This is a genomic window from Pseudomonas sp. 39004 (genome assembly GCF_028682155.1).
GTDB classification, from domain to species: domain Bacteria; phylum Pseudomonadota; class Gammaproteobacteria; order Pseudomonadales; family Pseudomonadaceae; genus Aquipseudomonas; species Aquipseudomonas capeferrum.
Window position 1 is genome coordinate 1 of sequence record NZ_JANIAG010000160.1, and the last position, 13,074, is coordinate 13,074.

A 13,074-nucleotide genomic window follows, 5' to 3' on the forward strand; every position below is an offset into this window, starting at 1 on the left:
GCCCTCGCCCCCGCCGTGGCACTGTGATCCCTCGGCGGGGGCGAGTCCATCGATTACACAAAAGCCGGGTAATGCTCAGTGGCCGTGCTTGCCACTCAAGGCTGCATGAAAATGTGCGCTCTGGCGCAGGTACTGTTCGGTATAGCTGTGGGTACTGGACGCCTTGCTGCTGGTGTCGGCATGGGCCTGTGCCGGCAGCACGACCGAAGCGGAGATGGCGGATGCGGCGATGACCGGGAAGAGATTGAAGTTCATCTGGGCTTACCTCGACAGCGGTGGTTTGACGTTGGCCCGTTTGGGCCTTGGGTCAAACTTACGCCGCCAAGGTCGCCGCTAGAAATTCATTGCGACAGTAACCATTATCACGCTGATCGATAGTCACTCGATGAATTTCAGGTCCGACGGCGCATCCTGTGGCAGCGTCTGCACCGTATCCCCCAGTTTGCCGCTACGCGGATCGCGACGCATGACCACGATCTGGTTGCTCTTCTGATTGGCCACCAGCAGGAAGTTGTCGCTGGGGTCCAGGGCAAATTCCCGAGGGTGGTCACCTTCGACCGAACGGCGCTGCAAGAATGCCAGTTGGCCGTTGTCCTTACCTACGCTGAACGCCACGATCTCGTTGGCCGTGCCCCGATTGCTGACATACAGGAAGCGCCCATCCGCCGACAGGTGCAAGCCACCACCGGCCTTGGCCGCGGCATCCTGGCGCTCGGTCAGGGGCAGGCGCTGGCGTTCGACAAGGTTGCCTTCCTGAACATCGAACATCACCACCTCGGCGCTCATTTCCAGGGTCAGGTAAGCGTGTCGCCCCTTGCCGTCGAACAGCAGGTGGCGCGGGCCGCTGCCCGGCGGCAAGGCCACTGAAGCAGGAATCGCCGGGGTCAGTGGGTGGTCTGCGCTGGCGCCATCGTAACGATAAATGAACACCTTGTCGGCGCCCAGGTCGCTGGCATACAGGTGCTGCCCATCCGGCGACAGCACCAGCGAATGCACATGGGCGCCGGCCTGGCGTTCGGGGTTGGCGCCACTTGGTTTGTGCCGGGCCTGCTGCACCACCGCCTTGAGCTTGCCGTCCTTGGCCACCGGGATCACCACCAGGCTGCCACCGGGGTCAGGCTTGACCGCGTAATTGGCAACGAACAGGTAGCGCTGGTCGCGGCTGAGGCTGGCGTGGGTTGGCTCGTCGCCCCGGCTGGCCACCTGGTTGAGGGGTTTGATCTCGCCTTTGCTGCTCACGCTGAAACTGCTGACGTGGCCCTGAACGGTTTCGTTGACGGCGAACAGTTGGCGCTGGTCGGCCGAGAGCACCAGCCAGGAGGGGCTCACGCTCTTGACCACCTGTTGCGCGGTGGGGTCGATATGGCCTGTCGTGCTGTCGAACCGGTAGCGGTAGATACCTTGGCTGGCGCCATCGGTGTAGCTGCCCACCAGCAGTGTGGCAGCCTGGGCATCGAGGGTCAGGGTCATCAGGCTAGCGGTCAGCAGGCTCGTCCAGATTCGCTTCATCGTCGTCTTCATCCGGGGCACGAAAGGCACTCATACAGACTAGACGATGCTCGCCCTGGGCATCGCTGAGCTGCCACTCGTCACCCGTGGCGATGGCGGCGGCGACCTGTTCGGCGGTGAAGGCCCAGCGGCGCAGCTGGCGGCCGTCCATGCATTCGACGGTGAGGCCGGTTTCGTTGGCGGTGAAGTCGAAGGCGTGCAGGCCGTCGATCAGCAGCATGTCGCAGGCTGCGAGGGCGGTGGCAAGGGGGGACATGGGGGTACCAGTTAGAGATGTGCTGGCATTATAACCCTGGGGCTGCTGTGCAGCCCATCGCGACGAAAGGCCGCTCCCACATTGCGTGGCGAAAGGGCCGCAACGCGGCCCCCAGGCACACCAATCAGTGGGCGAAAATCGACCCACCCTCCTTGCCCACCATCTTCTCGGGCTTGATCAGGAACCGCGCCAGCGCCGGCAGCAGCCACAGCGCACCGAACATGTTCCACAGCAGCATGAAGGTCAGCATCAGGCCCATGTCGGCCTGGAACTTGATCGCCGAGAAGATCCAGGTGCACACGCCAATGGCCAGGCACAACCCCGTGAACAACACGGCCTTGCCAGTCGAACGCAGGGTTTCGTAGTAGGCCTCCTGCAACGGCAGGCCTGCGCGCAGGAAGCTTTCCAGGCGGCTGTAGATGTAGATGCCGTAGTCCACGCCAATGCCCACGCCCAAGGCCACTACCGGCAAGGTGGCGACCTTCACGCCAATGCCCATGTAGGCCATCAGTGCATTACCCAGCACCGATGTCAGCACCAGCGGCAGGACGATGCACAAGGTCGCCGCGAACGAGCGGAAGGTGATCAGGCACATCACCGCCACGCAGATGTACACCAGCACCAGAATGGTCAGCTCAGCCGACTTGATGACCTCGTTGGTGGCCGCCTCGATCCCGGCGTTGCCGGCTGCCAGCAAAAACTGCAGGCCATCCTTGTTGTGGCTGTCGGCAAAGGCCTTGGCGGCGGCGGTAACCCGTTCCAGGGTCTCGGCCTTGTGGTCGTTGAGGAACACCAGCACCGGCGCCAGCGAGCAGTCGGCGTTGTACAGCCCGTCGGCGCGGGCGATGGAGTTGTTGAGAACGTCCGGGTTGCGCGACAGGGTCTCCCATTTCAGGTTGCCCTCGTTCATGCCCTTGATCACCTGCTTGGACACAGTCACCAGCGAGATCGCCGATTGCACGCCCGGGGTGTTCTCCATGGTCCACATCAGCTCGTCGATCGGCGCCATTGTCGAGTGGATCGAGCAGCTTTCCGACGGCGTCTTGACCATGATCACCAGCACGTCCGAGCTGGTCGAATAGTTGCTGATGATGAAGTTGTTGTCCTGGTTGTAGCGTGAGTCCGGGCGCAGTTCCGGGGCGCCCTGGTCGAGGTCGCCGATCTTCAGGTTCTGGCTGTACCACAGGCCACCGGCGAACATCACCAGGGCCAGGCCAATCGACACCGGCGCCACCTTGGCACTGGCGAAGTTGGCCAGCAGGCGCCAGAACGGGTGTTCACGGGTCGCGTCCTTCTTGCTGCGCTCGACAGCCTTGTTGCTGATGCCGACATAGGAGATCGCCACCGGCAGCAGGATCAGGTTGGTAAAGACGATGACTGCGACACCGATCGAAGCGCCGATGGCCAGCTCGCGGATGACCCCGATGTCGATGATCAGCAAGGTGATGAAGCCCACGGCATCGGCGAGGATGGCGATCATCCCGGGCAGGAACAGCTGGCGGAAGGTGCGCCGGGCCGCAGTCAGGGCGTTGTCGGCGTCGCTGGACTGCAGGGCGATGCCGTTGATCTTCTGCACCCCATGGGAAATGCCGATGGCGAAGATCAGGAAGGGCACCAGCATGGAATACGGATCCAGGCCGAAGCCCACCGCATGCATCAACCCCAGTTGCCAGACCACCGCCACCAGGGTGGTGATGAGCACGGCGATGGTGCTGCGGATGCACCAGGTAAACCAGTACAACAGCACACAGGTGATGGCCAGGGCCACGCCGAAGAACATCACCACCATCACCAGGCCGTCGATCAGGTCGCCGACCTTCTTGGCGAAGCCGACGATATGGATCTTCACGTTGGGGTTCTGTGCCTGGAACTTGTCGCGGATCTTTTCTTCCAGCTGATGCGAGAACTGCTGGTAGTCGAGCTTGACCTGCTTGCCCTGGTCCTGCGGGTCGGGGTAGCTCTCCAGCAGCGGCACGTCAACGATCGTGGACTTGAAGTTGTTACCCACCAGGCGCCCGACCTGGCCGGACTTGAGCACGTTGTCGCGCAACGCGTCGAGGCTTTCGGCCGAGCCGTTGTAGGTATTGGGGATCACCTCGCCACCGGAGAAGCCTTCTTCGGTCACTTCGGTCCAGCGCACGCTGGGGCTCCACAGCGACTTCAGCCCGGCGCGGTCGACACCGGGGATGTAGAACACCTCGTCATGGATCTGGCGCAGGGTCTCCATGTAGTCCTTGTCGAAGATGTCGCCGTTGACCGCCTCCACGGAAATACGCACGGTATTGCCGAGGTTGGCCAGGTCGTTGCGGTGCTCCATCATCTGCTCGATGAACGGGTGTTCGAGCGGGATCATTTTCTCGAAGCTGGTGGAGGGGCGAATCTGCGTGGCCTGCCAGAACAGGAAAATGCTGACCAGCACGCACAGGGCGATGACCACGGGGCGGTTGTTGAAGATCAGGCGTTCGAGCAGCGTGGCCTTGTCCTGATGATGCGGGTGCATGGTGATGCTCTCCCTGCTGGTCATGGGCGCGGCTCCTTGGCAGCCTGGTCGGCACCTTCGGCGGTGGCCAGGTGCACGCCACCCTGCCCCACCAGCAGCAAGCCGCCCGTGGTCAGGCCAGTGACGCCGGCCAGGGCGATGCGGTCGGCACGGTTGTAGACGCTGAAGGTTTGCCCGTCGTCATGGCTGCGCAACACACTGCCGCCGTTACCGACCAGCACCACGCTGCCATCCTCGACAAGCGTAGCGCTTGCCAGGCCGAATTCGAGGGTGCCGCGCACGGCCTTGAGCACGATCGGCTGCCAGCTGTCACCGAAGTCCGTTGAACGGAACAGGTTGCCGCGCAGGCCGTAGGCCAGCAGGGTCTGCGGCTGGGCGGTGCCGATCACGCCGAACAACGAGCCCTCGTAAGGGCCATCGACCTTGGCCCAGGCCTGGCCGTCGTCGCTGGAGCGGAACATGCTGCCCTGCTCGCCGACAATGAACAGGCCGGCACCCTTGATCACGGCGATGCTGTTGAGGTGGAACTGGTCGGGGTTGTCCAGCCGCTCGGCGACGTCCTGCCAGTGCTGGCCGCCGTCGCGGGTTTCCAGCAAGGCGCCATAGGCACCTACGGCAAACCCGTGCTGGGCGTCGAGGAAGGTGACATCGAGCAACGGGGCTTCACGGGCAAGGTCTTCGAACTGCTTGCTCCAGGTCGCGCCGCCGTCGGTGCTGGCGAGGATCTGCGCATCATGGCCGACTGCCCAGCCACGTTTGTCGTCGAGGAAAAACACGGCGGTGAGCAGTTGCCGGGTGGGCACCCGCGCCTGGGTCCAGGTCTTGCCTTGGTCGTCGGAGAACAGGATATGACCGCGATCGCCCACCACTACCAGGCGCTTGCCGGCGTGGGCGGCGTCGATCAGCAGGCTCTGGCTGGCCTTGGCCGATTCGGTCGAGTATTCGTCGGCGGCAGCGGCTTCGACGCTGCCCGTCCACATTCCCAATGCCAGCGCCAGCATCGTACCGGCGGCCAGCGGCCAGGCACCACGCCTGGGCTGCGCCATCAGCTGCTCCCTCATGACTGTCCCCTGTTGTGTTCTTCTTAGTGGGTCAATGCCTTGCAGGTACTGCGAAAAGCCTGCGGTAGAGGCCTGCAATAGCTTGAGGGGATCGTAGCGGGGAACGTTGCGCGGATACAACGAGCGGGACGTTATGTTTTGTTAAGCACATAAAAGGCTGGGGCCGCTTTGCGGCCCCACTGGCAATCAAGCCAGGCTCTTGCTCACCACTTCATACACATCACTGGACAGCGCCCCAGAAGCGAGAATCCGCTCCAGTTCGCCCTTCATCAACGCCTGACGCGCAGCGTCATACTTGCGCCAGCGGGTCAGCGGCGCCAATTGACGCGAAGCAATCTGCGGGTTCAGCGCATTCAGCTCGATCACCAGGTCTGCCAGGAAGCGATAGCCCGAGCCATCCGCCGCATGGAAGTTGACCAGGTTCTGCCCGGCAAAGGCACCAACCAGCGCGCGCACCTTGTTCGGGTTTTTCAGGGTGAACGCCGGGTGCTGCATCAGCGCCTTGACCCGCGCCAGCCCGCCCGGCAGTGAGCTGGCGGCCTGCACGCTGAACCACTGGTCCATGACCAGCGGGTTGTCCTTGAAGTGCTCGGCGAAGGTTGCCAGCGCCTTGGCCCGCTCAGCCTCGAACGGCGAGTTGACCAGTACCGCCAGGGCCGTCAGACGTTCGGTCATGTTGTCGCACTGGTCGAACTGCTCCAGGGTCGCTTCCAGAACCTGCGGCTTGCCGCTCAGCATCAGGTACGACAGGGCGATGTTCTGCAGGCTGCGGCGGGCGAAGTGCTCGGCCGAAGCGACGTAGGCTGTGCTGCGCGAGACCTCGCGGTGCGCCTGATAGCGCGCCCACAGGCCATCGAACAACTGCTCGGCGATCTGCTGGCGGGCGAACTCGCGGGCGGCGTGGATGGCATCGACGTCGGCCACCTGGCTGATCTCGGTGAGGTAGGCCTCGCCCGGCAGCGACAGCATCTCGGCGACCATGGCAGCGTCCAGCGACGTGTTGCCCAGCACGGTGCCCAGCGCAGTGATCAGGCGCTGGTCGAGCTTCAGCGCTTCGCCGCGCTGATGCTGGCCGATCAGCTCCTGCAGCACCTGCACCGACAGTTGCTGGCCCGCTTCCCAGCGGTTGAAGCCGTCGCTGTCGTGCTGCATGAGGAACATCAGCTGGTCGCGGTCATACGGGAAGCTCAGCTTCACCGGCGCGCTGAAACCTCGCAGCAGCGAGGGCAGCGGCTTGGCCGTGATGCCTTCGAAGGTGAAGGTCTGCTCGGCCTCGGTCACCGACAGCACGCGGCTGCTGCCGGCAGCGGCGGCTTCGCCGGCCAGGCGCAGTGGCAGGTCGTTGCCTTCGGCATCCAGCAGGCCCAGTTCGACCGGGATCACAAACGGCAACTTGTCGGCCTTGTCCGGCGTCTGCGGGCAGCTCTGGCGGAACGTCAGGCTGTAGGTCTGGGCACCCGCGTCATAGGCTTCGCTCACCTCAAGGCGCGGCGTGCCGGCCTGGCTGTACCAGCGCTTGAACTGCGTCAGGTCGACGCCGTTGGCATCTTCCATGGCCTTGATGAAGTCGTCGGTGGTCACCGCCTGGCCATCGTGGCGTTCGAAATACAGGTCGCTGCCCTTGCGGAAGCCCTCGGCGCCCAGCAGGGTGCGGACCATGCGCACCACTTCGGCACCCTTCTCGTAGACGGTCAGGGTGTAGAAGTTGGAGATTTCGATGAAGCTGTCCGGGCGTACCGGGTGGGCCATGGGGCCGGCATCTTCCGCGAACTGGTGGGTACGCAGGTAGGCGACGTCCTCGATGCGCTTGACCGTGCGCGAGTTCATGTCGGCGCTGAACTCGGCGTCGCGGAACACCGTGAAGCCTTCCTTGAGCGACAGCTGGAACCAGTCGCGGCAAGTTACGCGGTTGCCCGACCAGTTGTGGAAGTACTCGTGGGCAACCACGCCTTCGACCCGCTGGTGGGCGGCGTCGGTGGCGGTTTCGGCGCGGGCCAGCACGCAGCTCGAGTTGAAGATGTTCAGGCCCTTGTTTTCCATGGCGCCCATGTTGAAGTCATTGACCGCGACGATCATGAAGATGTCCAGGTCATACTCACGGCCGTAGACTTCCTCGTCCCAGCGCATGGACTTCTTCAGGCTGACCATGGCGTGGTCGCACTTGTCGATGTTCTCGGGTTCGACGTAGATACGCAGGGTCACGTCGCGGCCCGACTGGCGCGTGAAACTGTCCTCGACGCACCACAGGTCACCGGCCACCAGGGCGAACAGGTAGGCCGGTTTCATGAACGGGTCTTCCCAGGTCGCCCAGTGCCGGCCTTCTTCAGCCGGCCCGCTGCCGATCGGGTTGCCGTTGGACAGCAGCACCGGGTAGCGATGCTGCTCGGCGATCACCGTGGTGGTGAAGGTGCTCATCACATCCGGGCGGTCGAGGTAATAGGTGATCTTGCGGAAACCCTCGGCCTCGCACTGGGTGCAGAACATCTTGCCGGACTTGTACAGGCCTTCCAGCGCGGTGTTGCTCTCGGGGTGGATCTTAACGCTGGTGTCGAGGGTGAAGCGCTCGGCCTTGGGGTGGACCGTCAGGCTGTCGGCTTCAAGCTGGTAGTCGCTTGGCTGCAGCTCCTGATCGTCCAGCGAGGCGCGCAGCAGTTCGAGCTGCTGGCCGTCGAGCACCAGTGGCGGCAGGCCGGCACCGCGTGCCGGGTTGCGGCGCATGACCAGTTGCGCATGGACCAGGGTGTGGTCCTCGAACAGCTCGAAGGTCAGGTGCGTCTCGTCGATCAGGTACTCGGGCGCCTGGTAGTCCTTGAGGTAGATCACTTGCGGTTGTTCGGTACGCATGTGCAGGTCCTTTTTACTGGAGCACGGCCAACTGGTAGGCCGTGTACTTGCGAATGTTGATCACGCCGGTGTCGAAAATCAGGTACTGGCCCTTGATGCCCAGCAGCGTGCCTTCCACCACCGGGTTCTTGTCCAGGTTGAAGCTGACGATCTTCGTCGGGTAGGCCTCGACCGGGTAACGCATCTGCACCACTTCGGCATCCGGCAGCAGCTGCAGCGCCTGCAGGCCAAAGCGTGCCTGCAGCTCGCGCAGGCCGTCGGCGCAGGCATCGAAGATCTGTTCGCGGATAGCGACCAGGTCCAGCACTTCGGCGTCGCCCTTGAGCAGTGCACGCCAGTTGGTGCGGTCGGGTACCTGGCTGCGCAGCACGTCTTCGACCAGGCCTGATTGCTGGCGGGTGGCCACGCGCATGATCGGCAGGGCCTGGCTGGCACCCTGGTCGAGCCAGCGGGTGGGCAGTTGGGTGGCGCGGGTGATGCCGACCTTGACCCCCGACGAGTTGGCCAGGTAGACCACGTGGTCAGTCATGCAGAACTGCTCGCCCCAGGACGGCTCACGGCAGGTGCCGGCGTCGTAGTGGCAGCGTTCCGGGGCCATGATGCAAATGTCGCACTGAGCCAGCTTGGTCATGCACGGGTAGCAGTAACCCTGGCTGAAGCTGGTCTTGGTGCGCTTGCCGCAATGGCTGCAGTGGATGGCGCCGAGGTACTCCAGGCGCAGGCGCTGGCCGATCAGCGGGTTGACCGGTACCTGCTCCTCACCCAGGCGAAAGCTGTATTGCACGACCGGTGCTTCCAGGCGCACCGCCATCTTGCTCAAAGAGCCACGAGCGAGTTCGATCAATGTACCGAGTCCGACTTGAACAGAATGTTAGCGATCGGCGCCGACTTCGACGCGCATTCCTGCGGGCCCATGTAACCGGTGCGCTGGTCTTCGGGGAGGTTTTGCATCTCCCAGGCGATCACGGCCTGCAACGACAGCTCTTTCTGTTCGACAGTGAGCTTGCGGCCATCGGACCATTTACCGATCTCCACGGCCGTTTTCAGGCTCTCGTAGATTTCGGGGGTAATGTTTTCGATCATTTGCGCGAAAGTGGACATAGCGTCTCCTAATTCAAGCCGACAGTTTACGCCGGGCCATCCCGCCACCCAAGAGCCCTGTCAGGCATCCGATGAGCAACCCGCCGACGTGGGCGGCATTGGCGATCTGGCCGAAGCCGAGCTGGCCGACCACCCCGGTCAGGCACACCACCAGCCAGATGAGCATCATCACCAGCACGCCCTTGGGCAGGTTGAAGTGCGGGTTGGGCGCCAGCCACTGGTACAGCCAGATATGCCCGAGCAGGCCGTAGAGCACGCCAGACAGGCCGCCGAACAGGCTCGGGCCGCTGGTGTAGTGCTGGGCAAGGTTGGACACCAGGCTGAACAACAGGGTCAGGCCCAGCAACAGCCACGGGCCCTGGCGCAGTTCGATGCGCTTGCCCAGCTCCCAGTACCACAGGCTGTTCATCGCCAGGTGCAGCACGCCGAAGTGCAGCAGCATCGGTGACACCAGGCGCCACCATTGGCCCTCGACGAGGCCTTGGGCCAGTGGGGTGAAGTACAGGTAGTCGCCTTGTACGCGGAAATCGAGGAAGGTGAACCAGCCGATGGTCGAGAAGTTTTCGCCAAGGCTGGTGAGGCCCGCGACGATGAAGCACAGCAGCAGGATCACGGTGGTGACCTTGCAGGCTTTTGCCTGGTCCTTCAGGGAGGGCTGGGTAGCGGCAGTCGCGGTTGAACCCGCTGCCACCGGCGCCGGGGCAAGCTCAAGGTCGGCGTTGCCGTCCGGGAAGCGCTGGTAGAGTTGCAGCACGTCTTCGACCAAGGTGTCGGGCGCCCAGAGCACCTGGGCATCGCCTTCTTCGCTGACCCGGTGCGGCACCTGCAGGCGCTGCAGCAGATGGACGAAGCCGCTGAGGTCGACCGACAGCGGCAGGCGCATCACTTCGATTATGTTCATTGATTGGCCTGTGGGCGGTCGACGTCGACCCAGACGAACTTGTGCGGGTCGATACGGGTTTCATCATCCAGCCGGTAGGCTGCCAGCTTGCCATACAGCACCGCGCTGTAGTCCAGGCAGGCCAGGTTGTCGCGTATCGGCGCCGGGCGGCCGCTGCGCCAGTAATGGCCGACGAACAGCAAGGGTTCGTCCTCGGCATAGCGCAGCAAGGCGTTCTTCTGGGTATGGCTGAGCGGTGTGCTGGCGACTGCCTCGGGCAGGGCGTCGGGCTGGAACACGATGTCGCCATAGGTTTGCGGGTCTTCTTCCCAGAATTTGGTGCGGAAGAAGGCGCGGGTCAGGCCATCGCCACCGGTCAGGGTCAGCCCGTCCGGCAGGCGCATGTCGGTGCCCCGCAGCAGGCGATTGCACACCGTGGCGGCGAAACTGCCGGGTACGGCCGAGGCCTGGATGAAGTGTTGGTCGATGCGCCCATTCGGGTATTGCTGGCGTAGCGGCTCGATCAACCGGGGGTCCCAGCAGGCGTGCACCAGGCGGAAGCGCCCGGCGTCGACGAACAGCGGCAATTCATAGAACCAGTTGACGAAGTCGTGCCAGTCGCCGGGGTGGTGGGCGAACTGGGTCAGGGTCTCGTCGATCAGCCGGGCGTGGCGTGGCGTGTGCTCGCGCACATGGGCCTTGCCGCTGCCGGGCAGGGCCGGGGTAACCCAGCCCAGGGCGTTGTACTCATGGTTGCCCATGATGCAGAACGCCTGACCGGCCTCGACCATGTCGTGCACGATGTGCAAGGCCTCGCGGATACGCGGCCCACGGTCGACGATGTCGCCGAGGAACAGTGCCTGGCGCCGTGGGTGGCGCCAGACGCCTGCCACACGCTTGTAACCCAGGGCGTCGAGCAGGCGTTCAAGGGTCAGCGCACAACCATGCACGTCACCGATGATGTCGAAACTTCGCGCCGGATCGAGCATCAGTCGTCCCTGCTGCCAAGGCGGCTGCCCCAGCCGAGTTTGGTACGGCAGACTTCGTAGTAATTGTGGTCCAGCGGATGGATCAGGCGCAGTTTCTGCGGCTTCTTGCTCACCGTGATGGTGTCGCCGGGGGCGCAGGTGAAGTGGTTCTGGCCGTCACAGGAGACCTGCGGATAGATCTGCAGGTCCTTGGCCACGACGATCTTCAGTTCGCTGTTGCCGTCCACCACGATCGGCCGGCCCGACAGGGTATGCGGATACATCGGCACGATGACGATGGCGTCGAGCTTGGGGTGCATGATCGGGCCGCCCGCCGACAACGCATAGGCGGTCGAGCCGGTCGGGGTGGCGACGATCAGGCCGTCGGCCTTCTGGCTGCAGACGAACTGGCCATCGATGTAGATCTCGAACTCGATCATTCGCGTCGATTTGCCGGGGTGCAGGACCACATCGTTGAGCGCATCGCCCTGGCCGATGGCCTCGTGGTGCCGGCGCACTTCGGCCTGCAGCAGGAAGCGGTTTTCTACCAGATAATGGCCGTCGAGCACTTCGGCGACCTTTTCTTCCAGCTCGTCGGGGCGGATATCGGTGAGAAAGCCCAGGTTGCCGCGGTTGATGCCCAGCACCGGAATGTTGTGCCGGGCCAGGGCGCGGGCGGCGCCGAGCAGGCTGCCATCACCGCCAACGACGATGACCAGGTCGCAGACCTCGCCCAGCAACTTGCGCGTGGACGTCTGCAGGCCGTGGCCGGGCAGGACTTCTGCGATGGTGTCCTCGAGGATCACATGCAGGTGGCGCTCGATGAGGAATTTTTTCAGTCGGCGAATGGTGTCGAGCACCTGTGAGCTGCCAAGGCGTCCGATGATACCGATATTGCGAAATTGCTCCATGGGGCTCCTGCGAGGCTCTGCGGCGGGTGACTATGCGCCGATTATGGGCGAAACGACCGGGCAGCGGCAAACCGGCTATGCTCGCTGGATGATGCCCTTCGCCGAACTCCACGACTTACCCCGCCAGTTGCGCCGCCCTGCCGTGCGCGACCTGGCCTGGACACTGCTGTCCCCACCGTTGCTCAGCGCCCCGCCCTGCCCCCAGCGCCACCCGCTGGCAGGCAGTGGCTGGGCCGATGAGCCGCAGCGCCTGAAGGCCTGGTTGCTGGCCTTGGATGCCGATGATCAGCCGCTGCGTGACGGGCTGGCAAGGCTGACCAGCCGGCGCCTGGGGCTTTACTATGAAAGCCTGTGGCAGTTCGCCCTCGGCCAGGCGCCGGGTATCGAGCTGCTGGCGGCCAACCTGGCGATCCGTGAAGGTGGGCGCACGCTGGGCGAGCTGGATATCTTGCTGCGCGACGCTGAAGGCACCCACCACCTGGAGCTGGCGATCAAGCTTTACCTGGGGCCGGACCACAGCGGTGGCCGCGACCCCGCGCAGTGGCTCGGGCCGGGGTGTCACGACCGATTGGGCAGCAAGCTGGCGCACCTGGCCGGGCATCAGTTGCCCATGTCCAGTGGTGCGCGCAGCCGTGTGGCGCTGGCCGGGCTTGGCGTGCAGCAGGTGCAGGCGCATCTGTGGCTTGCGGGTTATCTGTTCTACCCATGGCCTGGGTATGCAGAACCGCCCGAGGGGGCCAACCCGCTGCATCTGCGCGGGCGTTGGTTACGCCGGCGCGATTGGCCAAGGGCCACAGCTGAACGTTGGCAGCCCCTGCCGCGCAATGCCTGGTTGGCGCCAGCGCGGGTCACGGCCGAGGCGTGCTGGACAGTGCAGCAGTTCGAGGCTTGGCTGGCGGAGTTGGATGAGCAGGCACCGGCGCAGATGCTGGTCAGGTTGCACATGCAGGCCGATGGGGCCTGGCATGAAGTTGAGCGGGTATTTTTGGTGGCGGATGGCTGGCCGGCGCTGAGCGAATAAGTGGGTTTGTGCGCATGGCTTGA

General features: G+C 64.0%; 12 protein-coding genes. 1 reads left to right on the forward strand and 11 read right to left on the reverse strand.

Going from position 1 to position 13,074, the window contains the following annotated elements:
• Window positions 1–75: 75 nt before the first annotated feature.
• The 11 genes from NP534_RS21715 to NP534_RS21765 form a co-directional block, all read right to left on the reverse strand.
• Complete coding sequence (locus NP534_RS21715) at window positions 76–255, reverse strand: hypothetical protein (protein ID WP_033700510.1); 180 nt, start codon at window positions 253–255, stop codon at window positions 76–78.
• 123 nt (window positions 256–378) lie between these two features.
• Window positions 379–1,509, reverse strand: coding sequence for a lactonase family protein (locus NP534_RS21720; RefSeq protein WP_274100062.1), 1,131 nt, complete (start codon window positions 1,507–1,509; stop codon window positions 379–381).
• Window positions 1,475–1,765, reverse strand: coding sequence for a DUF5629 family protein (locus tag NP534_RS21725; RefSeq protein ID WP_033700512.1), 291 nt, complete (start codon window positions 1,763–1,765; stop codon window positions 1,475–1,477). The genes NP534_RS21720 and NP534_RS21725 overlap by 35 nt, the downstream gene beginning before the upstream one ends.
• A 124-nt stretch (window positions 1,766–1,889) precedes the next feature.
• Window positions 1,890–4,265, reverse strand: coding sequence for an efflux RND transporter permease subunit (locus NP534_RS21730; protein WP_274100067.1), 2,376 nt, complete (start codon window positions 4,263–4,265; stop codon window positions 1,890–1,892).
• Between the two features lie 20 nt (window positions 4,266–4,285).
• Window positions 4,286–5,326: a WD40/YVTN/BNR-like repeat-containing protein gene (locus tag NP534_RS21735; protein ID WP_274100063.1), complete on the reverse strand. Its 1,041-nt coding sequence runs from the start codon at window positions 5,324–5,326 to the stop codon at window positions 4,286–4,288.
• 186 nt (window positions 5,327–5,512) lie between these two features.
• Window positions 5,513–8,170 carry an aminopeptidase N gene (gene pepN / locus NP534_RS21740; RefSeq protein WP_274100064.1) on the reverse strand — a complete coding sequence of 886 codons (2,658 nt, stop codon included), beginning with the start codon at window positions 8,168–8,170 and terminating at the stop codon, window positions 5,513–5,515.
• Between the two features lie 13 nt (window positions 8,171–8,183).
• Window positions 8,184–9,014 carry a DUF2797 domain-containing protein gene (locus tag NP534_RS21745; protein WP_033700515.1) on the reverse strand — a complete coding sequence of 277 codons (831 nt, stop codon included), beginning with the start codon at window positions 9,012–9,014 and terminating at the stop codon, window positions 8,184–8,186.
• Window positions 9,011–9,271 carry a YeaC family protein gene (locus tag NP534_RS21750; protein WP_033700516.1) on the reverse strand — a complete coding sequence of 87 codons (261 nt, stop codon included), beginning with the start codon at window positions 9,269–9,271 and terminating at the stop codon, window positions 9,011–9,013. The genes NP534_RS21745 and NP534_RS21750 overlap by 4 nt, the downstream gene beginning before the upstream one ends.
• Window positions 9,272–9,284: 13 nt before the next feature.
• Window positions 9,285–10,172, reverse strand: coding sequence for a rhomboid family intramembrane serine protease (locus tag NP534_RS21755; RefSeq protein ID WP_274100065.1), 888 nt, complete (start codon window positions 10,170–10,172; stop codon window positions 9,285–9,287).
• Window positions 10,169–11,140 carry a metallophosphoesterase gene (locus NP534_RS21760; RefSeq protein WP_033700518.1) on the reverse strand — a complete coding sequence of 324 codons (972 nt, stop codon included), beginning with the start codon at window positions 11,138–11,140 and terminating at the stop codon, window positions 10,169–10,171. Before NP534_RS21760 ends, NP534_RS21755 begins: the two co-directional genes overlap by 4 nt.
• Window positions 11,140–12,030, reverse strand: coding sequence for an NAD(+) kinase (locus NP534_RS21765; RefSeq protein WP_033700519.1), 891 nt, complete (start codon window positions 12,028–12,030; stop codon window positions 11,140–11,142). Before NP534_RS21765 ends, NP534_RS21760 begins: the two co-directional genes overlap by 1 nt.
• A gap of 43 nt (window positions 12,031–12,073) precedes the next feature.
• Between NP534_RS21765 and NP534_RS21770 the strand changes: the two genes are divergently transcribed.
• Window positions 12,074–13,051: a DUF1853 family protein gene (locus NP534_RS21770; RefSeq protein WP_274100066.1), complete on the forward strand. Its 978-nt coding sequence runs from the start codon at window positions 12,074–12,076 to the stop codon at window positions 13,049–13,051.
• The last annotated feature ends 23 nt before the right edge of the window (window positions 13,052–13,074 follow it).

Bases quoted from the DNA above. Each gene is read 5' to 3' on its own strand.
- NP534_RS21755 (WP_274100065.1), bottom strand. From the start codon at position 10,172: ATGAACATAATCGAAGTGATGCGCCTGCCGCTGTCGGTCGACCTCAGC.
- pepN (WP_274100064.1), bottom strand. From the start codon at position 8,170: ATGCGTACCGAACAACCGCAAGTGATCTACCTCAAGGACTACCAGGCG.
- NP534_RS21730 (WP_274100067.1), bottom strand. From the start codon at position 4,265: ATGCACCCGCATCATCAGGACAAGGCCACGCTGCTCGAACGCCTGATC.
- NP534_RS21770 (WP_274100066.1), top strand. From the start codon at position 12,074: ATGGGCGAAACGACCGGGCAGCGGCAAACCGGCTATGCTCGCTGGATG.
- NP534_RS21715 (WP_033700510.1), bottom strand. From the start codon at position 255: ATGAACTTCAATCTCTTCCCGGTCATCGCCGCATCCGCCATCTCCGCT.
- NP534_RS21735 (WP_274100063.1), bottom strand. From the start codon at position 5,326: ATGAGGGAGCAGCTGATGGCGCAGCCCAGGCGTGGTGCCTGGCCGCTG.
- NP534_RS21760 (WP_033700518.1), bottom strand. From the start codon at position 11,140: ATGCTCGATCCGGCGCGAAGTTTCGACATCATCGGTGACGTGCATGGT.
- NP534_RS21720 (WP_274100062.1), bottom strand. From the start codon at position 1,509: ATGAAGCGAATCTGGACGAGCCTGCTGACCGCTAGCCTGATGACCCTG.
- NP534_RS21725 (WP_033700512.1), bottom strand. From the start codon at position 1,765: ATGTCCCCCCTTGCCACCGCCCTCGCAGCCTGCGACATGCTGCTGATC.
- NP534_RS21765 (WP_033700519.1), bottom strand. From the start codon at position 12,030: ATGGAGCAATTTCGCAATATCGGTATCATCGGACGCCTTGGCAGCTCA.
- NP534_RS21750 (WP_033700516.1), bottom strand. From the start codon at position 9,271: ATGTCCACTTTCGCGCAAATGATCGAAAACATTACCCCCGAAATCTAC.